The sequence below is a fragment of the Acidovorax sp. LjRoot38 genome, assembly GCF_964252975.1.
GTDB lineage: Bacteria > Pseudomonadota > Gammaproteobacteria > Burkholderiales > Burkholderiaceae_C > Acidovorax > Acidovorax facilis.
The window spans coordinates 245,235-267,914 of sequence record NZ_CAXUPT020000004.1 but is presented as its reverse complement, the minus strand read 5'-3'; the positions used below and the strand labels follow the sequence as shown (position 1 = coordinate 267,914).

The following is a 22,680-nucleotide window of genomic DNA, read 5'->3' as shown; positions in this document are numbered from 1 at the left end:
TTGTTGTACGTGGCCACTTCCCCTGAAGGAGGTAAACGACTGGTTGAACAATCAGCCACCGTACGAGGTTCATCGTCAAGAAGTACGTCACTTCAGCGCGTGGCAATAGGACGCAGCCAGTGAGGCTGAGACGGCTTACAGTTGCTAGCTGGACATGTTCTCTGGCTTTGGAGATGCGAATTGAGATAGACCAGGTGATCGATCGACCTTCCTGACAGAGAGGAATTGGGGCTGGGGATGATGCATGAACGATGTTTTTGATTTTCTAATCAAGCGCCAGATGGCGTTCGTCTTTCTGGCTGTATTGGGGGGCGCAACTCTGTTTTTCTACTTCGCCATGATTGAAGGCTTGGGGTACTACCGAACTTCCCTCTTGTCTGGTGTGATCATGGCAGTCGGGCTGGCTGTTGTGACCACTATCAGGGTGCTGATCTATTTTTTATCCAGATTTTCCAATGGAGATTCTGTTAAAGATCAGTCGCGAAAGTTTGACGGCTCAGTTGCTGCACGGGTTGATTTCACTATTTTTCTGTTGAAATTCATTGGCATACATGCCATCGCCTTTTGCTTTTCCTTAGGAATTTTTTCGATGTATTTTTTCATCCTAAAAAGATGACATCGCCCACGTGAGAAATGCGGGGCTGCATGCCTAAGCTCCATCGTTTTAAGATCCAATCGAGCGTGCTCTGCATTGAAGAAGTACTCCGGCGGCGCACGAAGGCCGGGCATGAAATGATCCTTTTGAAAGGCTTGGGGGCACTTCGCCCGCCGCAATCCGTCGAGAAACCTGAATTCCACAATCTCATGGTGGAAGTATTAAAGCTGGCCAAGAGGCGAAATGAAATCGTTCACTCCAAGTACATGCGTTGGTTCAACGTCGACGGCTTGGAGGGCCTCATCCGGTATAACTCCGAGCTCAGTGGCAAGAAGGGCATAAGAGAAGAGGTAGAGGAGGAAATGCTCCCCGAGAAATTCGAAGAAGACTGCAGCCGCTGCGCCCTGACCTTGATGGCACTGGAGAAGTTCAGAGTCAAGCTTATTGACTGGGAGTATCCGGATGCTGCCGCCTAACCAGTGGATCGACACGGACACACACCGGCAGCACGCGGGTCACCTCCAACGTTAGCTTGCAGATTGAAGCGCCTGTGCGAGTTCGAACGCTCTTGATTGCCGCTGCCTTGGGCGTTGGCGTGGCATGGCTGGCGCTCAACGCTTTCGGACTCTGGGTGGCGTTCCATCCTTTTGGGCGCGATGCGGAGCGGACCGCTTGGCTTGTCCCGCTCCTTCAAGTCCTTTCCTGGTTGCCCTTTGTGGCCCTTGGAACCATCCTCACGTCTTGGTTGCTTCGCGAGCTTTCAGTGGTGGGTGGTTTTGCCGCCGGTCTGGCCGCCTCGGCCGCCGTACTTGGCGCTTCCTTTTACTACGCACCAGGCGAGAACCTCGTGGACGTCGCTTCACTCATGTGGCTCGACCTACTGTGCCCCGTGGCACTCTTCCCCGCTTTTGTCGGCCTGGTGGCTAACAGGTCGTTCAAGCAGACGCCGCACAGCGGCGCCGCTTAACTCCAACGTTAGGCGTTAATGGGAGACGTATGAACGACTCACAACTACTCGAAGACTTGCGGACCCGCTTCAATGCTGGACAGAAGCTGAAGTTCGTCTTCTTCTGGGGCCACCAACCCAGCAAGCATGGCGTCACCGCATCCTGCTTCAGCCAGTGGTACGGTGCCCCCTTCGTCGTAGATGGGCAGCAATACCCCACGGCGGAGCATTTCATGATGGCTGAGAAGGCTTCGCTCTTCGGCGATCAGGCAACCAAAGAGCAGGTTCTTCGAGCTCCAAACCCGGGAGCCGCCAAAGCCTTGGGGCGCCAAGTGCGCGGTTTTGATGAAGCCACTTGGCTTCAGCATCGCTTCTCCATCGTTGTCCGCGCCAATCAAGCCAAGTTCACACAAAACGTTGAACTTGGGCAGTTTCTCCAGCAAACTGGCGATCGCATCCTTGTTGAAGCGAGCCCAGTCGATAGAGTCTGGGGCATCGGTCTGGCCCAGGATGACGAGAAGGTCAACAATCCCAATCAGTGGCGAGGCCTCAATCTCTTGGGCTTCGCGCTCATGCAGGTACGCCGTGACGCCTAACCCCTCCGTCAAGGGGACGTCTTGCGGCAAGCCGCAAGCCGCCCCTTAGGTCGAACGTTAGGCGTCATGGAACTCATCGAACACATTCAGCGCGCCTGGGGCTGGACAGGCATCAATCCCGTCAAAGTCGTCGGCGAGAACGACTTTGGCAATCTCATGGTTCGAGATGAGCAGGGGCAGTACTGGCGCATATGTCCAGAAGATCTGTCTTGCAAAGTAGTAGCCGCTGATCGAACGGCACTCGATTCACTAACCAAGGATGAAGAGTTTCAGCAAGACTGGAACATGTTTGCCCTCGTCGAGGAGGCTAAGGTAAAGGTCGGACCACTCGAGCCAAGTCGAAAGTACTGCTTCAAGATTCCCGGGCCATTCGGTGGTGAGTACGGCGGTGACAATCTGGCTTCAATTGCCTTCTCAGAACTCATAGAAGTCACAGGCGACATAGCTCACCAAGTCAAAGATCTGCCCGAAGGCTCGCAGGTACGACTTCGAATCATCAAATGACGCCTAACCCTTCAATCGAGAGGACTTGCCCCGGCAAGCCGGGTCAAGCCTCTCATCTCAAACGTTGAGCGTCCGCTTTCGGTAGCCGCCACCGACTGCTCTTGGCCGATAGTACGCGGTCAACGACGAAGCGCGGATGACAGCAATCGCTGCTGGGCGATCATCTGCCGGATCTCCTCCATGGACCGTTTCGGGCCGAAAGCGCCCCACTTCTACCCTTCGTCAGAGAGCCCTCTTACCCCGCCACCACCCGATTCCGCCCCGTGTTCTTCGCTTCATACAGCGCCGCATCCGCCCGCGCCAGCAGCTTGTCCATCGAGTCGTTCTGCGGCAGGCTCAGGGTGACGCCGATGCTGACGGTACAGCCCACCTCGTTGCCTTGGGGCATGCAGGCGGCGCGGATGCGTTCGGCCACCTGCAGGGCGGCGTCCAGGGGGGTGTTGGGCAGCAGCAGGGCAAACTCCTCTCCGCCAAAGCGGCCCAGCAGGTCCTTGTTGCGCAGGCAGCTCTGTACCTTGGCGGCAAACTCCACCAGCACGCGGTCGCCGGCCTGGTGGCCGTGGGTGTCGTTGATGGTTTTGAAATGGTCCAGGTCCAGCATCAGCATGGCCAGGGGCTGGCCGGTGCGGTGGCTGCGCTCCAGCTCGATGCCGCAGGCTTCGTCCATGTAGCGCCGTGTCAGGGTGTTGGTGAGCGAGTCGCGGGTGGCCAGCAGCTCCAGCTCGGCCCGCAGGCGGTCGCCAGCCATCAGCACGGCGCCCACCGAAAACAGCAGGACGGACACGGAAAAACTGGCGATGAACAGCACGTGCTGCGGCGTGCCGCTCAAGATGGTGTCGCCCATGGGCAGGAAGAACGTGGTGGCAAGCCGCACCAGCTGAATCACGGCGATGTACACGATCACCCCCACCGTGAGCCAGCGCGAAAAGCTGCCCATGCCCTGCCGCACGATGAACCAGGCGTGCATGGCAAACATCACGGCCAAGAGTGCCGTCACAAGCCGCAGGCGGGCTGTGTAACTGGGGTCGCCCAGGGCGAACCAAAGGGTGCCCAGCGTGACGGCGACAGTCACTGCCAGCCAGCGCCAGATGGCTGGGCGCACGCCGTAAAAACGCTGGGTGCCCGCATACAGGCCATACACGCCCCAGCACAGCAAGAAATTGGGCACGGCCGTGGTGAGGATTTCAGGCAGCTGCCCACGCGAGGCCGCGAGGATGCCGCCCACCACAATGATCAAAAGCGCCTGCGCCCATTGGCCCAGACCCTGAATGCTGGGCGGGTAGCTGCGCTTGAGGGCCCACAGCACCAGCGCCATCAGCGCACTCATGGCGCTGATCAACACGATGGCGGTGCGCGGGTCTATCACGTTCATGGTGGTGCCAGTTTGCCGGAATCGTTCCAGTTTGGGGGATGAGCTGCACAGGCCAAGGCGACAGAGCATGAGGGGCGCCATGCACCACCACTTGCAGCCTACGCCCCGCTGCGGATGACGTTAAGGGTGTGGGCAGGTGCAATGGGCAGCAAGCGGGTAAACCACGGGCCGTTGCGGCCCGGCCGGTGTTCTGCATATGCCCAAGATCGATTGCTCACTATTTGATAGCTTCTGGCGCTTGTCCATCAAGCGCCAGAGCATATTTCAGCCAAATTTTCGGCGTTTTACGGCATGCGCCCCGGCCTTCAAGGCGTGAAGGCACGCACGCACCGCGTCTGCAGGTTTTGGGTCTTGGGGATGGTCACCGGATTGCCGATGGAAAAATCATTGATCCATGCATCGCTCAGGGGCGAGGCCGAGCCCTCGGTGGAGCTCCAATAGAGGGCGTTGGCGAAGCCGCCTACCGCCACCCTGTTGGTATACAGCGCTGCGAGCTGGTTGCGGGCGGGCAGGAACCAGTCGTTGTAGCAGGTGTTGCCCGCCTGGCAGGGCGTATTGCCTTGCGAATCGACCTGGTAGGTGCTGCACAGTTGCGCGGCATAAACTCCCGCACCCAGCGTCGCACCGACGGCGGCGGTGTTGCTGGCACCGTCGGTGTCGCTTTGCGCACCCGGCCCCACGGCCGTGCCGAAGCCACCCCACCCGATCCCGGTGCTGTTGTCTGCGGTGGCCGCAATCAGGTTGTTCAGCCCGCCATCCAGCGCAGCAATCACGCCGCCACCACTGCTTTGCCCCACAGCGGTGGCCAGGTAGGTGTAGCCACTGGCCAGCTGAGCGGCCCCGGCCGGGGTGAAAACCGCCACATTGACGGCACCCCCTGCGTGCGCTGGCGTGACCGCCGTGATGGTGGTGGCGTTAACCACGTTGACCGAGGTAGCGGGCACACCGTCAAAAGTGATGCTAGTGGCGCCGGTGAGCCCGGTGCCGGTCAGCGTGACGCCGACCCCACCCGATGCGGTGCCGGAGTTGGGGCTGATGGCGGTCAGCGTGGCGCCCGAGACGTAGAGGCTGCGGCAGATGGCCTCGACATCCACCCGGCAGGTGGCACCATTGGCCAGCATGGCCCCCACGCCGCAGGCGGGATGGGGCGATGGCGTGGGAGGCCCGGGGGGCAGCAAGGTGTTGGCCGGGTTGGTGGCAAAACACTGGGCCAGGTCGGGCGGGTCGATGGCGGCAATTCGCAGCGCAGCGCCGGAGTTGTTGCTGAAGTCTGCAGGCTGAAAGCCTGTGAAGCCACCCGCCGTGATGGGGCTGACGGTAATGGGCAGTGTCTCGCCCGCAGGTTGGGTGAAGGCACTGACAACCTTCGCCATCAAACCCGCCCCCTGCCCCGCCAGGCCCACCACTGCGGCCACCAGCAGCAGCGAAGCCACACGCCGCACGCCGTGACTGCGGCGCAGCGACCACCACCCGGCCAGCGCAACAGCCACCAGCAAGGCGCCCAGCGCCAAGGGGCTGTCCACCGGCACGTTGGCCACGGCAGGGGCGCCGCTGGAGATCGTTTGGGCCGACGCGGCAAAGGGCAGCGTTGACAGCAGCATCAGCATGGCCAGCGGTGCAAACGGACCAGAGCTTCCAGGTTGGGTGTTCTTCATCGGTTGATCGTCCCTGCGGGGTGGTTGGGGTGGTTGGGGTGGTTGGGGTGGCGGTCGGATAGTTGCAAATTATCACAACCTCATCAGGGCGGACGGGGGCGCATGGGGGTGATCGAAAGCAGCAGCCCGAGCCGTCCTGAACCAGGCTTTTGCAGGGGCCGCTGCCCCGCCAGACTGGCATCATCATGACCCCATGAAGTTGTTGGAACCCTCCGAGTACCAGGCATCCGCTGGTGCCGTATTTCTGTCCGTAGTGCAAGAGATCGCCCGGCTCCTGCCTGATGCGCAGGCGGAACACATTGGTGCGTCGGCCATACCTGGTGCGGTGTCCAAAGGCGATCTGGACATTTGCGTGCTGGTGACTGCGCAAGAGCACGCGCGGGCCGTTCAGGTGCTGCAGGGCGCAGGCTACGTGGCCAAAAAGGACACCTTGCGCACGCCAGAGCTGTGCATGCTGCTGTCGCCACGCACAGACACGGACGTAGCATTGCAGGTGGTGGCCAAGGGATCGGAGTTTGAGTTCTTTCTGCACTTTCGCGATGCCTTGCGTGCAGACCCGCGCCTGGTGGAGCAGTACAACCAGCTCAAGCAGCGTTTTGCGCCCTTTGGCATGGAGCGCTACCGTGAGGAAAAATCACGCTTCATCACCACCGTTCTGACCCCTCGGGTGCTACCCGGCCGCTGCGCGGAATCTGCACCGGTTGCAGGCGGTGCTTGCAACCTTGACTGACCAGGAGACCTCATGAGCACTGCAAAAACCCCCGAAGGCCCGCCCGCATCGGTGCTGATCGACCAGCGCATCGCCGACCTGAACGATTGGCGCGGGCAAGCACTGGGCCGCATGCGGCAGCTGATCCATGAGGCGGCGCCCGAAGTGTTGGAGGAATGGAAGTGGAACGGCACGCCCGTGTGGTCGCTGGGCGGGATTCTGTGCACGGGCGAGTCTTGGAGCCTGTTGACGGCCTCACAGGGGATCGCGTTGGAGCGCAATCGGGATGAGTGGATGCTTCGGATGCGCCGCATGGGCTCATGCCCATGCAAGCAGCCGGGGCGTCCAATCGCCCGATTTCGCTCCAACCCTTCGGGCAGCGGTCTTTGCGGGCGGTCTGCGGCGTTGCGGCGCTTGCCAATAGCCAAGCTATTGGCTGCGCACCGCGCCTTGCACCCCATCCCGCAAAGACCGCTGCGCGACCCCTGTGAGGCCGTCAACAGGCTCCGAACTGCAGCGGTAAAACTGACCTTTCTGAAGGGCGCTTCGCTACCAGACCCGGCGAAGCTCTTCAACGCCAGTCTGGACGGCAACGCCCGGCGTGCCATAGACATCCACGAAGGGGACACCGTGGACGCGGAGGCCTTCAAGGCGCTGATCCGCGCAGCGGTGGCCCTGAATGCCGGGGGTGCGAAGGCCAAGGCGAAATCGGCACGGGGTGCACGCACAGCCAGTTAGGTGCAGACAGCCCGCGGAGTCAGTCGTGTCTGAAAAATATTATTTCGATAGCAAACAACCGATAACCATTAAGCGCTAGGGCCAATTTCAATCAAAATCTACTGCCCCGCATCCACCTCACTCACGCAGCTGCTGTAGCGCCACTGCACACGCAGCGCCATCGACTCCCCCTGCGCCAGCGTGCGCAGGCCGGGCTGCCCGGGCTGATGGAAGGCGTCGATGGGTTGTGTGATGGGCTCAAAGCAGAATGCTGGGCCCTGTGGCGGTCGGTAGATCAGGCAGTAGTGCTGGTCGGTACCGCCGTCTTGCGCAAAGTCCGGCATCTGGGCGGTCAAGCGCAGGCCCCGCTCGGGCCAGTCGATCTGGGCCGTGCCGCCCCAGCCGGTGTAGGCGTTGTCGATCAGGCCGCCATTGGCGGGAGCGCCGCTGTTCAAGTCCCAGCCGGGCGGGAAGTGCTGCGTGTGCTGTGTGGGCAGAGGGTCATCGCCACACAGCCACACGCCCTGCACCGGCGCCGTGATGCGCGTGCCGGGCGTGCGCGGAAACCAGGGGTGCAGGCCCAGGCCGTAGGGCAGCGGCTGCGCGCCCAGGTGCCGCACTTGCACCGACTGGTCCAGGCCGCCGTCCACCAGGCGGAAGGTCTGTACACATTCGTACTCGTAGGGGTTGTCGTCAAAGCGCTCGGAGCGCAGCTGCATCTGCAGCGTGTCGGGTGCGGGCTGGGTAAGTTGCCAGGGCTGCAGCCAGCCATCGCCGTGAATAGGGTACGGCTCGCCCACGCGGTTGGGGCGCATGGGGTGGAACTGGCCCGCATGCTCAAACCCGCCGCCGCTGATGCGGTTGGACCAGGGCACCATGGCAAACGACGCGAGCTGGTACAGGTCGGGCGTGGCGCCGTCCCACGGGCGCCACAGGTCGATGCGTGCGCCAGCCTCTTGCGGGTCGTCGATCTGCCAGGCTGCCACGCTGCCGCCCAGTGTGGGCACCAGGCCCAGGTGCTGCCCCGCGTGGTGCAGCCAGACGATGGGGTGGGAGGATGTGGCCTCGGTCATGGGCGGTGTGCTTTCTTTGGTGTGTTGACGGGGATTGCGGGTTGGCAGATTGCTCGGGGCTGCGTTCAGCGCTTAGAGCGGATATCAAAACCCCGCGCAGCGGTTCTGGCCAGGCGCCGCATCGCAGGCAGTACGCGTAGTACGACAAGACGCGGCAACGGCGCCAGAAGGGTTTTGTGAGCCGCTCTCAGCCGCCAAATGGATGGGCGGGCAGGCCCAGGCTGTCGGTGTCCACCGCAAACAGCGCCCCGGCCAGCGGCTCGGCCGCCAGCTGCTCGGGCGTGAGACCTACCCGCGCAGAGCTGATGAACAGCGTGCGCAGGTCTGCGCCGCCAAACGCGCAGGTGGTGACCTGGCTGACTGGCAAGCGCACGCGGCCCAGCTCGGCGGCGGTGACCGGGTCGTGGCAGGTCACGCACCAGCCGCCCCAGTGTGCAATCCACAGGCGGCCCTGCGCGTCGGTGGTCATGCCATCGGGCAGGCCGTCATCGGGCAGCCAGTGTTTCCACAGCGTTTTGTTCGACACGGTGCCTGCGGCCAGATTGCTGTCGTAGCGGTAGGTGTTGCCTTCGATGGTGGCGTTGAAAAACATGGCCGCACCCTGCCCCGTGCCAGACCAGGTGGGGCCGTTGGTCACGGCAAAGCCGTCGTCGTGGCGGGTGCAACTGCCGTCGGGGTCATAGCGGTAGAGCGCGCCCGTGGGCGCCTCGCACGCAAAGTCCATGGAGCCCGCCCAGAAGCGCCCTTGTGCATCGCACTTGCCGTCGTTGAAGCGGTTGCCCGCGCGGTCGGACTCGGGCTGGTGCAGGTAGCGCGGGGCCATGTCGGTGGCCGGGTCGAACAGCGCAAAACCCCGGCGCAGCGTGACGATGAAGCCGGGGGCATGCGCGCGTTCGGCAATGGCGGAGATCTCTTCGTCAAACGTCCAGCGCTGGTGGGCGCCGGTGGCCGGGTCCCAGCGGTGCAGCTCGCGACCAAGGATGTCCACCCAGTACACGGCCTGCTCGCGCACCGACCACAACACGCCTTCGCCCAGCGCGTTGCCCAGTGCGATCACGCAGCGCACGGCGCCTGTGATGGGTGCGGAACAGGCAGCGCCCTCGGGCGGAGAGAAGGGGGTATCCAGCAAGGGGCGCATGCGTGTCTCCGGTCTTTTTTGTATCGGCCTGCCGCCAGGCACTTGACGAACGGCATCTTATCAACGCCAATTGATGCTTGAAATGAAATTTTTTTCAATTTATTGATTGCAATATTTATATGTCAAAGGTTTTTACCCCCTCCTCTTCCTCGACCGATGCCACCGGCGCCCCCCAGGGCCTGGCGAAGTTCCCCAGCCTGCAAGGCCGCGCCGTGTTTGTGACGGGCGGCGGCAGCGGCATTGGCGCTGCCATCGTTGCGGCGTTTGCCGAGCAAGGTGCCCGCGTGGCGTTTGTGGATGTGGCCCGCAACGCGAGCGAAGCCCTGGCCCAGCACATTGCCGACGCAGGCCTGCCCCGCCCCTGGTGGCGTGTGTGTGATGTGCGCGACGTGCACGCCCTGCAGGCCTGTGTGGCCGAAGCGGCGGCCGAGCTGGGCAGCGACTTTGCGGTGCTGGTGAACAACGTGGCCAGCGATGACCGGCACACGCTCGAATCCGTAACGCCCGCGTACTACGACGAGCGCATGGCCATCAACGAGCGCCCCGCCTTCTTCGCCATCCAGGCCGTGGTGCCCGGCATGCGCAGGCTGGGCGCGGGCTCGGTGATCAACCTGGGCTCCACCGGTTGGCAGGGCAAGGGCACGGGCTACCCTTGCTATGCCATTGCCAAGTCGTCGGTGAACGGCCTCACGCGCGGGCTGGCCAAGACGCTGGGGCAGGACCGGATCCGCATCAACACGGTGTCGCCCGGCTGGGTGATGACGGAGCGGCAGATCAAGCTGTGGCTGGATGCCGAGGGCGAGAAGGAATTGGCGCGCAACCAGTGCCTGCCGGACAAGCTGCGGCCGCATGACATTGCTCGGATGGTGTTGTTTTTGGCGTCGGATGATGCGGCGATGTGTACGGCGCAGGAGTTCAAGGTGGATGCGGGGTGGGTTTGAATTTTTGAGGTCTTTTTGGGCTCTGGCGCCTATCCATCAAGCGCTAGCAGCTATTGTTTTTGCAGTCCTGATGACTCCCGCCCGTTCGGGCTGAGCCTGTCGAAGCCGGGGGAAGCTCGTTCTCTGGTTTGGGCGGCGTGCTTGGGTTGGAGGCGGAGGCCGGGTTGTCGCCCCGGCGGGCGAGTCCCTTTCTTTCGCGTCGCCGAAAGAAAGGAACCAAAGAAAGGGCGACCCTGCTGTCTGCGACCCCTGCGCTGCGCTCCGGGGCAACCTGGGGTGCTCGGTCACGGGGTGCACCGCAGAACTCGCTGCGCGCCTGCGGCGCTCCGCTCGAACAACTGCGGTGAGTCAGATCACTAAGCATGCGCGCTCCGACGCACATGCCACCCCGCGCCCTGCGCGCCCCAGGCGCATACAGAAGGGAACCCGGGGGAGCGGACTTCCACACGGGCCATTGCTTCGCTCGGCCCCATCTCGCGGGCGCAAGCGCCACGCGCTGCGGCGGCAGGGCCGAGCGCAGCGATGGCCCGAAGGGCAGTTTGGCTGTTCGGATGTTCTGCTGCCCCACCCCTGCTGGCTGCGCCTGCGGCGGGGCGGTTGCGGGGTGGCATGGGCGTCGAAGCGCCCATGCTTCGTGAACTGACTCGCCGTGGTTGTCCGAGCGGCGCTGCGCAGCAGCAAAGCGAGTTCCACGGCGCACCCAGCAACCGCCCCGACGCAGGTTTGCCCCGTAGCGAAGCGCAGGGGTCGCAGACTGGGGGTCGCCCTTTCTTTGGTGACTTTCTTTCGGCGACGCGAAAGAAAGTTACTCGCACGCCGGGCGACTCCCGGCCTCCGCCCTCAACCCAAGCATGCCTCCCAAACCAGCACGCCCCGGCTTCGACAGGCTCAGCCCGAACGGACAGGAGGGCCCAAAACTACAAAAACAATAGCTGCCAGCGCTTACCTCACAAGCGCTAGCAGCCAATTTCATCCAAAAAATCAATCCCCCACCTCCAACCGCCTCCCATACTGCACCAGACTCGTCTGCTTCAACGCCTTCATCATCACCTTCGCCGCCGGCGACAGCAGCCGGTCCGACCGCGTGATGATCCCGAACGCATCCATATGGCACGGCATCGCCAGCGGCAACACCGTCACGATCCCATGCGCCGCGTAATAGCGCGCCACATCCTCCGCCACCACCGCAATCATGTCGCTCTGCTGCAGCATGCGCGTGATGAACAACAGGGCCGATGTCTCCACCGTATGCAGCGGCGGCGCCAGCCCGTCCTGCTGGAACATCAGGTCGAAACGGTGCCGCAGCACGCTGCCCGCCGGCGGCACGATCCAGCTGGCCGACACCACATCGCGCAGCGTCAGCCCGGTCATGCTCGACAGCGGGTGGCCCGGGCGTGTCATGGCGCAGACCAGCTCCTCCGTCAGCGACTCATAACGCAGATTCTCCTTGTCGTGCTCCTCGTACAGGCGGCCCACCACGATGTCGAGCTTGCCCTGCTCCAGCCGCTCCAGCAGCACGGGGCTGGTTTCAATATCGAGCGAAATGCGCAGGCTGGGGTGCTCCTGCTTGACCAGCGCCACGGCGGCGGGCAGCAGGCTCAGACCCGGTGAGGTGATGGCGCCAATGCCCACCTGGCCGTAGTGCCCGCGCTTGAGAGCACCGATCTCGTCGTGCGCCTGGTTCAGGTTGGCCAGGGCCATGCGGGCGTGGCGAATCATGGTCTCGCCATACCAGGTGGGGCGCATGCCGCGTGGCAGGCGGTCAAACAGCGACACCTCCAGCACATCCTCCAGGTCCTTGAGCAGCTTGGAGGCGGCCGGCTGCGTCATGCTGAGCACCTGGGCGGCGCGGTGGATGTTGCCCTCTTCGGCCAGGGCCACCAGCAGCAGCAATTGGCGCGTCTTGAGGCGGGCGCGGATGAACCAGTGGTTGTAGGTGCTCATGGATAGGAGGGCGGGAAAAGGGAGGGGTTTTCCAGAATGCAAAGAACGATATGTATTTTGTCTAAAAAACGATTGGATTGATATCTAAACCTTCCATAGACTTCGCCGCAACTGCAACAAAGGCCTCTCTCCATGAAGCTCGGCGACCTCCAGCTCAGCCCCCGGCACCTGATCAACGGCCGGTGGGAAATCGGCACCACCACCGGTATCAGCACCAACCCGTCGGACACCCGCGAGGTGGTGGCCGAATACGCCCGCGCCGACCGCAACCAGACCGAGCTGGCCGTGCGCGCGGCGGCCGACGCCCTGCCCACCTGGAGCCAGAGCACACCCCAACGCCGCGCCGACGTGCTGGACATGATCGGCAGCGAGCTGCTGGCGCGCAAGGACGAGCTGGGTGCGCTGCTGGCGCGTGAAGAAGGCAAGACGCTGCCTGAAGGCATCGCCGAGGTGGCGCGCGGCGGGCAGATCTTCAAGTTTTTTGCGGGCGAGGCGCTGCGCATCCAGGGCGAGCTGCTGGCCTCTGTACGCCAGGGCGTGCAGGTGGACGTAACCCGCGAACCTGTGGGCGTGGTGGGCATCATCGCGCCGTGGAACTTCCCCTTCGCCATCCCGGCCTGGAAGATCGCCCCGGCGCTGGCCTACGGAAACACCGTGGTGTTCAAGCCCGCCGAGCTGGTGCCCGCCTGTGGCTGGGCGCTGGCCGAAATCATCAGCCGCAGCGGCCTGCCCGCCGGTGCCTTCAACCTCGTCATGGGCAGTGGCCGCGAGGTGGGCCAGACGCTGGTGGACCACCCGCTGGTCAACGCGCTGAGCTTTACCGGGTCAGTCGCCACGGGCGACCGCATCCTGCGCGCGGCCTCAGCACGGCGCGCCAAGGTGCAGCTGGAGATGGGCGGCAAGAACCCGCTCATCGTGCTGGCCGACGCCGACCTGGACCAAGCGGTGGACTGCGCGCTGCAGGGCTCGTATTTCTCCACCGGTCAACGCTGCACCGCATCGAGCCGTCTCATCGTCGAGGCCGAGGTGCACGACGCCTTTGTGGCGCGCCTGCGCAACCGGCTGGCCAGCCTGAAGGTGGGCCACGCGCTGGAGCGTGGCACCGAGATGGGCCCGGTGGTGGATGACAACCAGCTGGCACAGAACCTGGACTACATCGACATTGCGCGCAATGAGGGAGCGGAGCATGTCTGGGGTGGCGAGCGCCTGGAGCGCCCCACCCCAGGCCATTACATGAGCCCCGCCCTCTTCCTGGCCCGCCCGGAGCACCGCGTGGCGCGCGAGGAAATCTTTGGCCCCGTGGCCTGCGTGCTGCGGGCCGATGACTATGAACATGCGCTGGCCTTGGCCAACGACACGCCCTTTGGCCTGTGCGCGGGCATCTGCACCACGTCGCTCAAACGCGCCATGCACTTCAAGCGCCACGCCGCCGTGGGCATGACCATGGTGAACCTGCCCACGGCGGGGGTGGACTTCCATGTGCCTTTTGGTGGCCGCAAGGAATCCAGCTACGGCGCCCGCGAGCAGGGGCGCTACGCCGCCGAGTTCTACACCACGGTCAAGACGGGCTACATGCTGGCCTAAGTCACCAGGCTCCCTTTTCGTTTCTCTTTCCATCCCGCAACCATCGTCAACCAACCATTACAGACAGGAGACAAGATGATGAAAATGAACCGCCGCACCGTTGCAGCCGCCTTGGCCAGCGTGCCCGTGGCCGCCTTGCTGCCCGGCGCCGCCTGGGCGCAAAAGCCCCTCGTGCTGGGCTTCAGCCAGGTGGGGGCCGAGAGCGAATGGCGCACCGCCAACACCGAGTCCATCAAGTCGGCCGCCAAGGAGGCCGGCATCGAGTTGAAGTTCTCTGACGCGCAGCAGAAGCAGGAGAACCAGATCAAGGCCATCCGCTCGTTCATCGCGCAGAAGGTGGACGTGATTGCGTTCTCGCCCGTGGTGGAGTCGGGCTGGGAGCCCGTGCTGCGCGAGGCCAAGGCCGCCAAGATCCCCGTGGTGCTGACCGACCGCGCGGTGAACACCAAGGACACGTCGCTGTACGTGACCTTCATGGGCTCGGACTTTGTGGAAGAAGGCCGAAAGGCCGGCCGCTGGCTGGTGGAGAAGATGAAGGACACCAAGGGCGAGGTCAACATCGTCGAGCTGCAAGGCACTGTGGGCTCGGCCCCTGCCATCGACCGCAAGAAGGGCTTTGAAGAAGTCATCAAGGCCGACCCCAAGTTCAAGATCATCCGCAGCCAGACCGGCGACTTCACCCGCGCCAAGGGCAAGGAAGTGATGGAGGCCTTCCTGAAGGCCGAGGGCAAGAAGATCAACGTGCTGTACGCGCACAACGACGACATGGCGATTGGCGCCATCCAGGCCATCGAAGAGGCCGGTATGAAACCTGCCAAGGACATCGTCATCATCTCCATCGACGCGGTGAAGGGCGCCTTCGAAGCCATGATCGCCGGCAAGCTCAACGTGAGCGTGGAGTGCAGCCCCCTGCTGGGCCCGCAGCTGATGAGCGCTGTGAAGGACATCAAGGCAGGCAAGGCCGTGCCCAAGCGCATCGTGACGGAAGAAGGGATCTTCCCGATGGAAGTGGCGGCCAAGGAATTCCCGAACCGCAAGTACTAAGACCTGTCGGCGCTCACAACGCTCCCACCCGTTCACGCTGAGCCTGTCGAAGCGCTGCGCAAGGCGCAGGCAGGCTCAACCCTAACGGTTGTAGAGCCACCCGCCCGCTGCAATGGCGTAGGTATTCAAAACAAAACAGGAGACAAAACCAAATGAAGCGTGCAATTTTCAAGGCCGTTTTGGCCACCGTGGCCTTGGCTGCCATGGGCGCCACGTCCGTGGCATCGGCCCAGGACAAGGGCACCATCGGCATCTCGATGCCCACCAAGTCCTCGGCGCGCTGGATTGCCGATGGCGACAACATGGTCAAGGTGCTCAAGGACCGGGGCTACAAGACTGACCTGCAGTACGCCGAAGACGACATCCCCAACCAGTTGGCGCAGATCGAGAACATGATCACCAAGGGCGCCAAGGTGCTGGTGATCGCGTCGATTGACGGCACCACGCTGTCGCGCGTGCTGCAAAGTGCGGCCGACAAGGGCGTGAAGGTCATCGCGTACGACCGCCTCATCAAGGGATCGAAGAACGTGGACTACTACGCCACGTTCGACAACTTCCAGGTGGGCGTGCTGCAGGCCACGTCCATCGTGGACAAGCTGGGCCTCAAGCAAGGCAAGGGCCCATTCAACATCGAACTGTTCGGCGGCTCGCCCGACGACAACAACGCCTTCTTTTTCTACGACGGCGCCATGAGCGTGCTGCAGCCCTACATCGACAGCGGAAAGCTCGTGGTGCGCAGCAAGCAGACCGGCATGAACAAGGTGGGCACCCTGCGCTGGGACGGCTCGGTGGCCCAGGCGCGCATGGACAACCTGCTGTCGGCCTACTATGGCAAGGACAAGGTGCATGCGGTGCTCTCGCCCTATGACGGCATCTCCATCGGCATCCTGTCCTCCCTCAAGGGCGTGGGCTACTGCACCGCCCAGCAGCCCTGCCCCGTGGTCAGCGGCCAAGACGCTGAGGTGCCTTCCATCAAGTCCATCCTGAAGGGCGAGCAGTCTTCCACCGTGTTCAAGGACACCCGCGAGCTGGCCAAGGTAGCCGCCAACATGGTGGACGCCACGCTCTCGGGCAAGCAGCCCGAGATCAACGACACCAAGACCTACAACAACGGCGTGAAGGTGGTGCCCTCGTACCTGCTCAAGCCGGTGGCGGTGGATTCCTCCAACTGGAACGCAGTACTCGTGGGCAGTGGCTACTACAAAGAGTCTCAGATCAAGTGAGCGCGAGCGGCTTCTGCATCTAAAGCCGCCGCCTGCGAATGCCTCTGGGGCAGCGCAGGCGGCCTGCAACCGGGATGGGGCCAGAGGCCCCACCAACAGATTGAGAGACCATGCTTCTTGAAATGCGGAACATCCGCAAAACCTTCCCCGGCGTAGTGGCGCTGAACCAGGTCAACCTGCAGGTGCAGGCCGGGGAGATTCATGCCATCGTCGGCGAAAACGGGGCGGGCAAATCCACGCTGATGAAGGTGCTGTCGGGTGTGTACCCGCACGGAAGCTACAGCGGCCAGATCCTGTTCGACGGGCAGGAGCGCGAATTCGCGGGCATCCGCGACAGCGAGCACCTGGGCATCATCATCATTCACCAGGAGCTGGCGCTGGTGCCGCTGCTGTCGATTGCCGAGAACATCTTCCTCGGCAACGAAACCGCGCGCCACGGCGTCATCGATTGGATGGCCGCACACAGCCGCGCGCAGGCGCTGCTGCACAAGGTGGGCCTGCGCGAGTCGCCCGACACACCGGTGGGCCAGCTGGGCGTGGGCAAGCAGCAGCTGGTGGAGATTGCCAAGGCGCTGTCGCGCAAGGTGCGCCTGCTGATCCTGGACGAGCCCACCGCCAGCCTCAACGAGAACGACAGCCAGGCGCTGCTGGACCTGCTGCTGGAGCTGAAAGCCCAGGGCATTACCTGCATCCTGATCTCGCACAAGCTCAACGAAATCTCGCGCGTGGCCGACTCGATCACCGTGCTGCGCGATGGCAGCACCGTGCAGATGCTGGACTGCCGCGAAGGCCCAGTGAGCGAGGACCGCGTTATCCAGGCCATGGTGGGCCGCGAGATGAGCGACCGCTACCCCCAGCGCCAGCCGCAAGTGGGCGACATTGTTTTTGAGGTGCGCAACTGGCGCGCCCACCACCCGCAGCGCAGCGACCGGGAGCACCTCAAGGGCATCGACCTGAATGTGCGGCGCGGCGAGATCGTGGGCATTGCGGGCCTGATGGGCGCAGGCCGCACCGAGCTGGCCATGAGCATCTTCGGCCGCTCGTGGGGCCAGCGCATCAGTGGCGAAGTACGTCTGCACGGGCAGCCCATCGACGTGAGCACGGTGGAAAAGGCCGTGCGCCACGGCCTGGCCTATGTGACCGAAGACCGCAAGGGCAATGGCCTGGTGCTGAACGAAGACATCCAGTTCAACACCTCGCTGGCCAACCTGCCGGGCGTGTCGTTCGCCAGCGTGATCGACAGCGGTCAGGAACACCGCGTGGCACAGGATTACCGCGAGAAGCTGCGCATCCGCTGCTCGGGCGTGGACCAGAAGACGCTGAACCTATCCGGCGGCAACCAGCAAAAAGTGGTGCTGAGCAAATGGCTGTTCACCAGCCCCGAAGTGCTCATCCTCGACGAGCCCACGCGCGGCATCGACGTGGGCGCCAAGTACGAGATCTACACCCTCATCGCCCAGCTGGCGGCCGAGGGCAAATGCGTGATCGTGATCTCCTCCGAAATGCCCGAGCTGCTGGGCATCACGGACCGCATCTATGTGATGAACGAAGGCCGCTTTGTGGCCGAGATGCCAACTTCAGATGCCTCGCAAGAAAAGATCATGCGAGCCATCGTGAGTGCCCCCCCTGAGGCGCTTCGCACCATCCCCCCCAAGGGGGACGCCGCCAGTGCGGCGGGGCGGCCCTTGCACGGCGGCCGCGCGTAGCTGCAGCGCCCCTCTTCAGCGCCTGATGAACCGCACAACGCATTGAACTGATGACCGAAATGAGCCAGACCACCCATCCCCCCGCCAGCACGCTGGCCGACGGCAGCCCGACAGCAGCGGCGCGGCACGACAAATCGCTGTTGCAGCACCTGCAGCACAACCTGCGCGAATACGGCATGTTGATCACGCTGGTGGCCATCATGGGCTTCTTCCAGTACATGACCGAGGGCACGCTGATGCAGCCCTTGAACCTGACCAACCTGGTGCTGCAGAACAGCTACATCGTCATCATGGCGCTGGGCATGCTGCTGGTCATCGTGGCCGGGCACATCGACCTGTCGGTGGGCTCGGTGTGTGGCTTCATCGGCGCGCTGGCAGCGGTGCTGATGGTCGAATACAACTGGCACTTTGTGCCCGCCACGCTGGTGTGCCTGCTGTGCGGCGGGCTCATCGGCGCCATTCAAGGCGGGTTTGTGGCCTTCTCGCGCATCCCCTCGTTCATCGTCACGTTGGCGGGCATGCTGGTGTTCAAGGGCCTGGCGCTGGCGCTGCTGGCGGGTCAGTCGGTGGGGCCGTTCCCCTCGGCGTTCCAGATGCTCAGCTCGGGTTTTATCCCTGACCTGTTCAGCGTGGAAGGCCTGCGCCTGACCTCGCTGCTGCTGGGCGCGGCCGTGGCAGCGGCCCTGGCCGTGGGCGGCCTGCGCCAGCGCGCCAACCGGCTGCGCCACGGCGTGCAGACAGAGCCTGCGGGTCTGTTCATCGCCCGCACCATCGTTTTTGGCGGGCTACTGGTGTACTTCAGCTACCTCCTGGCCTCGTACAAGGGCCTGCCCAACGTACTCATCGTGATGGCGCTGCTGATCGTGCTGTTCGACTTTGTTACCAGCCGCACCACCGTCGGCCGCCGCATCTATGCCATGGGCGGCAACGAGAAGGCGGCCAAGCTATCGGGCATCAAGACCGAGCGGCTCACGCTGTATGCCTTCATCAACATGGGCGTGTTGGCAGCCCTGGCCGGGCTGGTGTTTGCGGCGCGCCTCAACACCGCCACGCCCAAGGCGGGCCTGGGTTTTGAGCTGGACGTGATTGCTGCCTGCTTCATCGGCGGCGCATCGGCATCGGGCGGCGTGGGCAAGGTGATGGGCGCGGTCATCGGCGCCTTCGTGATGGGCGTGATGAACAACGGCATGTCCATCCTGGGCATCGGCATCGACTACCAGCAGGTCATCAAGGGCGTGGTGCTGCTGGCCGCCGTGCTCGTGGACGTTTACAACAAGAACAAAGCGTGATGACCCCCATGGACGCGTCCACCGCTCACGCCCCCGCTGCCGCGCCTGTGCTGCAGCTTTCGGGAATCCACAAGCAGTTTGCGGGCATCCCCGTGCTGCGCGACGTGCAGCTCAACCTCTACCCTGGCGAGATCCATGCGCTGATGGGGCAAAACGGCGCGGGCAAGTCCACGCTGATCAAGGTGCTGACGGGCGTGCTGGAGGCCAGCGGCGGGCAGATGCGGCTGGGCGGAGAAGCCGTGTGGCCCGATTCGCCGCTGGCCGCGCAGCGCCTGGGCATCAGCACCGTGTACCAGGAGGTCAACCTCTGCCCCAACCTCTCGGTGGCCGAGAACATCTTTGCGGGCCGCTATCCGCGCTGCGGCATTGCGCAGGGCTTTCGCATCGACTGGGCCACGCTGCACCAGCGCGCCCGCGATCTGGTGGCGCGCATCGGACTGCAGATCGACGTGACGCGCCTGCTGTCGGACTACCCCGTGGCCGTGCAGCAGCTGGTGGCGATTGCGCGCGCACTCAGCATCGAGTCGCGCGTGCTGATTCTGGATGAGCCCACCTCCAGCCTGGACGACGACGAGGTGCAAAAGCTCTTTGAGGTGCTGCGGCGCCTGCGCAGCGAGGGGCTGTCCATCGTCTTTGTGACGCATTTCCTGAACCAGGTGTATGCCGTGTCCGACCGCATCACCGTGCTGCGCAACGGCAGCTGGGTCGGCGAGTGGCTGGCCAAAGACCTGGGGCCACAGGCGCTGATCGCCGCCATGCTGGGCCGCGACCTGGCCGCAGCGTCGGAGCAACCCGCACCAGCGCCCGCCGTGGACAGCCGTCAAGCCACGCTGCTGCAAACCGAGGGCCTGGGGCAAGACACGCAACTGCAGCCGCTGGATCTGCAGATCCGCGCAGGCGAGGTGGTGGGCCTGGCGGGGCTGCTGGGCTCGGGCCGCACCGAGCTGGCGCGCCTGCTGTTTGGCCTGGAGCAGCCCGACCGGGGCGCACTGCGCATCGACGGGCAGGTGGTGAAGTTTGCCAACCCCATGGACGCCATCCGCCATGGCCTCGCCCTGTGCCCCGAAGAGCGCAAGACCGACGGCATCGTGGCCGAGCTGTCGGTGCGCGAGAACATTGCGCTGGCGCTGCAGGCCCGCATGGGCGTGGGCAAGTTCCTCTCGCGCGCAGAGCAAACGGCGCTGGCCGAGCGCTATGTGAAGCTGCTGGGCATCAAGACCGAGAGTGTGGACAAGCCCATCGGCTTGCTCTCGGGCGGCAACCAGCAAAAGGCGATCCTCGCGCGCTGGATGGCCATCGAGCCGCGCCTGCTGATCCTGGACGAACCCACGCGCGGCATCGACGTGGCCGCCAAGCAGGAAATCATGGACCAGATCCTGCGCCTGGCCCAGGCGGGCATGGCGGTGCTGTTCATCTCTTCCGAAATGAGCGAGGTGGTGCGCGTGGCGCACCGCATCGTGGTGCTCCGCGACCGCCGCAAGGTGGGCGAGCTGCCTGCAGGCAGCAGCGAAGACGCCGTCTACGACCTGATTGCTGCCGAACATGTCTGAACGTTCCCCCTCCCTTCTGGTGGCCCTGCTGCGCCACCGTCTGGCCTGGCCCCTGATCACGCTGGCACTGCTGCTCATCGTGAACACGGTGTTCAACAGCAGCTTCCTACACATTGAATGGCGCGACGGGCACCTGTACGGCAGCCTCATCGACATCCTGAACCGCGCCGCGCCACTAGTGCTGGTGTCGCTGGGCATGACGCTGGTGATTGCGACGCGCGGCATCGATATTTCGGTGGGTGCGACGGTGGCCATTGCAGCGGCCGTGGCAGCGTGGCTGATCGGCGGCTCGGTATCAGGCACCGAAAGCCGGTTTCCGCTCCCAGTCGCCATCCTGGGCGCCATTGGCGTGGCGCTGCTGTGTGGGCTGTGGAACGGCGTGCTGGTCGCCAAGGTGGGCATGCAGCCCATCATTGCCACGCTGATCCTCATGGTGGCGGGCCGGGGCATTGCCCAGCTCATCACCGACGGGCAGATCATCACCATCTACTACACGCCCTACTTCTTCATGGGCGGTGGGTACCTGGCAGGGCTGCCGTTCTCTGTGTTCGTAGTGGCCGCAGTCTTCGTGGTGCTGTACCTCGCCATCACGCGCACGGCGCTGGGCCTGTTCATCCAGGCAGTGGGCATCAACCCCACGGCGGCGCGGGTGGCGGGTGTGCAGGCGGGGCGGCTCATCGTGGCGGCCTATGTGTTCTGCGGCGTCTGCGCGGGCATTGCGGGGCTGCTCATCAGCTCCAACGTGAAAAGCGCGGACGGCAACAACGCCGGGCAGCTGCTGGAGCTGGACGCCATCCTGGCCGTCACGCTGGGCGGCACCGCCCTCACGGGCGGCCGCTTCAGCCTGGTGGGCAGCGTGATCGGCGCGCTCATCATCCAGACGCTGACCTACGCCATCTACTCGCTGGGCGTGCCGCCCGAGATCAACCTGGTGGTGAAGGCCGTGGTGGTGTTCATCGTGATGCTGCTGCAGTCGCCCGAGTTCCGGGCGCAAGTGGGCGCCCTGGCACGCCGCCCCGGCGCGGGAGCTTTGCAATGAGCGCCGTACCCAAGACCGCAGGCTTCGGCACCGTGAACCACCCTGCCCCACAGGCCACCGCCGCGCGCGCGCGGTTCAACCCCAAGTACCTGCCGCTGGCAGCCACCATCTCGCTGTTCGTGGCCATGGCCACGCTGGGTTCGGTGCTGTACACCGGGTTCTTTTCGGCCCAGGTTTTCCTCAACCTGCTGATCGACAACGCCTTTCTCATCATCGTGGCGGTGGGCATGACGTTCGTGATCCTGTCGGGCGGTATCGACCTCTCGGTGGGCTCGGTGGTGGCGCTGACCACCATGGTGCTGGCCGCGCTGGTGGAACACCGGGGCTGGAACCCGATGGTCGCCATCCCGCTGGTGCTGCTGATGGGCACGGCATTTGGCGCGTTCATGGGTTTCCTCATCGAGCGCTTTCGGCTTCAGCCCTTCATCGTCACGCTGGCAGGCATGTTCCTGGCGCGGGGGCTGTGCTACCTGATCAGCATCGACTCGATCAGCATCACACACGAAGGCTACTCCGAGCTGGCCCAGTGGCGCCTGCCGCTGTGGGAAGGCGCATCCCTATCGCTGGGCGCGCTCATCGCCATCGCCGTGCAGCTGGTGGCCCTGTTTGTGGCGCACTGCACGCCGTTTGGCCGCAGCGTGTATGCGGTGGGCGGCAGCGAGCACTCGGCTGTTCTCATGGGCCTGCCGGTGCGCCGCACACTCATTGGCGTCTACACGCTCTCGGGCTTTTGCTCAGCGCTGGCGGGCGTGGTGTTCACGTTCTACATGCTCTCGGGCTATGGCCTGCATGCCGTGGGCATGGAGCTGGACGCAATTGCCGCCGTGGTCATTGGCGGCACGCTGCTCACGGGTGGCGTGGGCTATGTGGCGGGCACGCTGTTTGGCGTGCTCATGCTCGGAATCATCCAGACCCTGATTTCCTTCGACGGCACGCTCAGCTCCTGGTGGACACGCATCGTCGTTGGTGTGCTGCTGTTCGCTTTCTGTCTGCTGCAGCGGCTGCTTTCGCGCCGCTCGGGCAAGGTCCGTTGACTCTTCATTTCTCCTCTTTCT

The 22,680-nt window shown here is 63.9% G+C and carries 21 protein-coding genes; 16 read left to right on the top strand and 5 right to left on the bottom strand.

All coding sequences use genetic code 11. From position 1 onward, the window contains the following. Positions 1 to 244: 244 nt before the first annotated feature. The 5 genes from ACSQ22_RS08975 to ACSQ22_RS08955 all read left to right on the top strand — a co-directional run bounded on the left by ACSQ22_RS08975 (position 245) and on the right by ACSQ22_RS08955 (position 2,641). The gene (locus ACSQ22_RS08975; RefSeq protein ID WP_436130099.1) at positions 245 to 616 is read left to right on the top strand and encodes a hypothetical protein; all 372 of its coding nucleotides are present in this window, start codon (positions 245 to 247) and stop codon (positions 614 to 616) included. Between the two features lie 29 nt (positions 617 to 645). Next, positions 646 to 1,071, top strand: coding sequence for a hypothetical protein (locus ACSQ22_RS08970; RefSeq protein ID WP_436130098.1), 426 nt, complete (start codon positions 646 to 648; stop codon positions 1,069 to 1,071). Between the two features lie 92 nt (positions 1,072 to 1,163). After that, the gene (locus ACSQ22_RS08965; protein ID WP_431150108.1) at positions 1,164 to 1,562 is read left to right on the top strand and encodes a hypothetical protein; all 399 of its coding nucleotides are present in this window, start codon (positions 1,164 to 1,166) and stop codon (positions 1,560 to 1,562) included. A gap of 29 nt (positions 1,563 to 1,591) precedes the next feature. After that, entirely contained in the window at positions 1,592 to 2,137 is a 546-nt protein-coding gene (locus ACSQ22_RS08960) for an NADAR family protein (RefSeq protein ID WP_010461414.1), read from the top strand. A 66-nt stretch (positions 2,138 to 2,203) separates the two neighbouring features. Next, positions 2,204 to 2,641 (top strand): T6SS immunity protein Tdi1 domain-containing protein, encoded by a 438-nt coding sequence (locus tag ACSQ22_RS08955; protein ID WP_431150110.1) that lies wholly within the window; start codon positions 2,204 to 2,206, stop codon positions 2,639 to 2,641. Between the two features lie 235 nt (positions 2,642 to 2,876). On the opposite strand, the gene ACSQ22_RS08950 is transcribed toward ACSQ22_RS08955, so the two are convergent. Then, positions 2,877 to 4,013 (bottom strand): diguanylate cyclase, encoded by a 1,137-nt coding sequence (locus ACSQ22_RS08950; protein ID WP_436130097.1) that lies wholly within the window; start codon positions 4,011 to 4,013, stop codon positions 2,877 to 2,879. A gap of 305 nt (positions 4,014 to 4,318) precedes the next feature. Further along, positions 4,319 to 5,668 carry a midcut-by-XrtH protein gene (locus ACSQ22_RS08945; RefSeq protein WP_436130096.1) on the bottom strand — a complete coding sequence of 450 codons (1,350 nt, stop codon included), beginning with the start codon at positions 5,666 to 5,668 and terminating at the stop codon, positions 4,319 to 4,321. Positions 5,669 to 5,861: 193 nt separating this feature from the next. On the opposite strand from ACSQ22_RS08945, the gene ACSQ22_RS08940 reads away from it, so the two are divergent. Beyond that, entirely contained in the window at positions 5,862 to 6,398 is a 537-nt protein-coding gene (locus ACSQ22_RS08940; RefSeq protein ID WP_436130095.1) for a GrpB family protein, read from the top strand. 12 nt (positions 6,399 to 6,410) lie between these two features. Further along, entirely contained in the window at positions 6,411 to 7,115 is a 705-nt protein-coding gene (locus ACSQ22_RS08935; protein WP_436130094.1) for a DUF1801 domain-containing protein, read from the top strand. A 98-nt stretch (positions 7,116 to 7,213) separates the two neighbouring features. Here ACSQ22_RS08935 and ACSQ22_RS08930 read toward each other — a convergent pair whose 3' ends face one another. Both ACSQ22_RS08930 and ACSQ22_RS08925 read right to left on the bottom strand, forming a co-directional pair. After that, positions 7,214 to 8,167 (bottom strand): aldose 1-epimerase, encoded by a 954-nt coding sequence (locus ACSQ22_RS08930; protein ID WP_436130093.1) that lies wholly within the window; start codon positions 8,165 to 8,167, stop codon positions 7,214 to 7,216. Positions 8,168 to 8,354: 187 nt separating this feature from the next. Continuing rightward, complete coding sequence (locus ACSQ22_RS08925; protein WP_436130092.1) at positions 8,355 to 9,305, bottom strand: SMP-30/gluconolactonase/LRE family protein; 951 nt, start codon at positions 9,303 to 9,305, stop codon at positions 8,355 to 8,357. A gap of 119 nt (positions 9,306 to 9,424) precedes the next feature. Between ACSQ22_RS08925 and ACSQ22_RS08920 the strand changes: the two genes are divergently transcribed. Beyond that, positions 9,425 to 10,246 (top strand): SDR family NAD(P)-dependent oxidoreductase, encoded by an 822-nt coding sequence (locus ACSQ22_RS08920; RefSeq protein WP_436130091.1) that lies wholly within the window; start codon positions 9,425 to 9,427, stop codon positions 10,244 to 10,246. 981 nt (positions 10,247 to 11,227) lie between these two features. Here the strand turns inward: ACSQ22_RS08920 and ACSQ22_RS08915 are convergent. Further along, positions 11,228 to 12,190: a LysR substrate-binding domain-containing protein gene (locus ACSQ22_RS08915; RefSeq protein ID WP_108497702.1), complete on the bottom strand. Its 963-nt coding sequence runs from the start codon at positions 12,188 to 12,190 to the stop codon at positions 11,228 to 11,230. A 132-nt stretch (positions 12,191 to 12,322) separates the two neighbouring features. Between ACSQ22_RS08915 and ACSQ22_RS08910 the strand changes: the two genes are divergently transcribed. The 8 genes from ACSQ22_RS08910 to yjfF all read left to right on the top strand — a co-directional run bounded on the left by ACSQ22_RS08910 (position 12,323) and on the right by yjfF (position 22,659). Next, positions 12,323 to 13,774 (top strand): aldehyde dehydrogenase family protein, encoded by a 1,452-nt coding sequence (locus ACSQ22_RS08910; RefSeq protein WP_436130090.1) that lies wholly within the window; start codon positions 12,323 to 12,325, stop codon positions 13,772 to 13,774. Positions 13,775 to 13,852: 78 nt separating this feature from the next. Beyond that, on the top strand, positions 13,853 to 14,818 hold the full coding sequence (locus tag ACSQ22_RS08905) for an ABC transporter substrate-binding protein (RefSeq protein ID WP_055396929.1): 966 nt from the start codon (positions 13,853 to 13,855) through the stop codon (positions 14,816 to 14,818). A 152-nt stretch (positions 14,819 to 14,970) separates the two neighbouring features. Continuing rightward, the gene (chvE, locus tag ACSQ22_RS08900; protein WP_436130089.1) at positions 14,971 to 16,041 is read left to right on the top strand and encodes a multiple monosaccharide ABC transporter substrate-binding protein; all 1,071 of its coding nucleotides are present in this window, start codon (positions 14,971 to 14,973) and stop codon (positions 16,039 to 16,041) included. A gap of 110 nt (positions 16,042 to 16,151) precedes the next feature. Then, positions 16,152 to 17,747: a multiple monosaccharide ABC transporter ATP-binding protein gene (gene mmsA / locus ACSQ22_RS08895; protein WP_436130088.1), complete on the top strand. Its 1,596-nt coding sequence runs from the start codon at positions 16,152 to 16,154 to the stop codon at positions 17,745 to 17,747. 59 nt (positions 17,748 to 17,806) lie between these two features. After that, entirely contained in the window at positions 17,807 to 19,036 is a 1,230-nt protein-coding gene (gene mmsB, locus ACSQ22_RS08890) for a multiple monosaccharide ABC transporter permease (protein WP_436130087.1), read from the top strand. Beyond that, positions 19,036 to 20,586, top strand: a complete 1,551-nt coding sequence (locus ACSQ22_RS08885) for a sugar ABC transporter ATP-binding protein (RefSeq protein WP_436130086.1) — start codon at positions 19,036 to 19,038, stop codon at positions 20,584 to 20,586. Before mmsB ends, ACSQ22_RS08885 begins: the two co-directional genes overlap by 1 nt. After that, a complete protein-coding gene (locus tag ACSQ22_RS08880; protein ID WP_436130085.1) occupies positions 20,579 to 21,625 on the top strand; it encodes an ABC transporter permease in 1,047 nt (348 codons plus the stop codon). Before ACSQ22_RS08885 ends, ACSQ22_RS08880 begins: the two co-directional genes overlap by 8 nt. Then, the gene (yjfF, locus tag ACSQ22_RS08875; RefSeq protein WP_436130084.1) at positions 21,622 to 22,659 is read left to right on the top strand and encodes a galactofuranose ABC transporter, permease protein YjfF; all 1,038 of its coding nucleotides are present in this window, start codon (positions 21,622 to 21,624) and stop codon (positions 22,657 to 22,659) included. Before ACSQ22_RS08880 ends, yjfF begins: the two co-directional genes overlap by 4 nt. Positions 22,660 to 22,680: the final 21 nt, after the last annotated feature.

Excerpts from the sequence above, each read along its gene's own strand:
- ACSQ22_RS08880 (WP_436130085.1), top strand. The coding sequence starts at position 20,579 with ATGTCTGAACGTTCCCCCTCCCTTCTGGTGGCCCTGCTGCGCCACCGT.
- chvE (WP_436130089.1), top strand. The coding sequence starts at position 14,971 with ATGAAGCGTGCAATTTTCAAGGCCGTTTTGGCCACCGTGGCCTTGGCT.
- ACSQ22_RS08885 (WP_436130086.1), top strand. The coding sequence starts at position 19,036 with ATGACCCCCATGGACGCGTCCACCGCTCACGCCCCCGCTGCCGCGCCT.
- ACSQ22_RS08915 (WP_108497702.1), bottom strand. The coding sequence starts at position 12,190 with ATGAGCACCTACAACCACTGGTTCATCCGCGCCCGCCTCAAGACGCGC.
- ACSQ22_RS08925 (WP_436130092.1), bottom strand. The coding sequence starts at position 9,305 with ATGCGCCCCTTGCTGGATACCCCCTTCTCTCCGCCCGAGGGCGCTGCC.
- ACSQ22_RS08935 (WP_436130094.1), top strand. The coding sequence starts at position 6,411 with ATGAGCACTGCAAAAACCCCCGAAGGCCCGCCCGCATCGGTGCTGATC.
- ACSQ22_RS08930 (WP_436130093.1), bottom strand. The coding sequence starts at position 8,167 with ATGACCGAGGCCACATCCTCCCACCCCATCGTCTGGCTGCACCACGCG.
- ACSQ22_RS08950 (WP_436130097.1), bottom strand. The coding sequence starts at position 4,013 with ATGAACGTGATAGACCCGCGCACCGCCATCGTGTTGATCAGCGCCATG.
- ACSQ22_RS08920 (WP_436130091.1), top strand. The coding sequence starts at position 9,425 with ATGTCAAAGGTTTTTACCCCCTCCTCTTCCTCGACCGATGCCACCGGC.
- ACSQ22_RS08970 (WP_436130098.1), top strand. The coding sequence starts at position 646 with ATGCCTAAGCTCCATCGTTTTAAGATCCAATCGAGCGTGCTCTGCATT.
- ACSQ22_RS08940 (WP_436130095.1), top strand. The coding sequence starts at position 5,862 with ATGAAGTTGTTGGAACCCTCCGAGTACCAGGCATCCGCTGGTGCCGTA.
- ACSQ22_RS08975 (WP_436130099.1), top strand. The coding sequence starts at position 245 with ATGAACGATGTTTTTGATTTTCTAATCAAGCGCCAGATGGCGTTCGTC.
- ACSQ22_RS08955 (WP_431150110.1), top strand. The coding sequence starts at position 2,204 with ATGGAACTCATCGAACACATTCAGCGCGCCTGGGGCTGGACAGGCATC.
- mmsA (WP_436130088.1), top strand. The coding sequence starts at position 16,152 with ATGCTTCTTGAAATGCGGAACATCCGCAAAACCTTCCCCGGCGTAGTG.
- yjfF (WP_436130084.1), top strand. The coding sequence starts at position 21,622 with ATGAGCGCCGTACCCAAGACCGCAGGCTTCGGCACCGTGAACCACCCT.
- ACSQ22_RS08910 (WP_436130090.1), top strand. The coding sequence starts at position 12,323 with ATGAAGCTCGGCGACCTCCAGCTCAGCCCCCGGCACCTGATCAACGGC.
- mmsB (WP_436130087.1), top strand. The coding sequence starts at position 17,807 with ATGAGCCAGACCACCCATCCCCCCGCCAGCACGCTGGCCGACGGCAGC.
- ACSQ22_RS08945 (WP_436130096.1), bottom strand. The coding sequence starts at position 5,668 with ATGAAGAACACCCAACCTGGAAGCTCTGGTCCGTTTGCACCGCTGGCC.
- ACSQ22_RS08960 (WP_010461414.1), top strand. The coding sequence starts at position 1,592 with ATGAACGACTCACAACTACTCGAAGACTTGCGGACCCGCTTCAATGCT.
- ACSQ22_RS08905 (WP_055396929.1), top strand. The coding sequence starts at position 13,853 with ATGAAAATGAACCGCCGCACCGTTGCAGCCGCCTTGGCCAGCGTGCCC.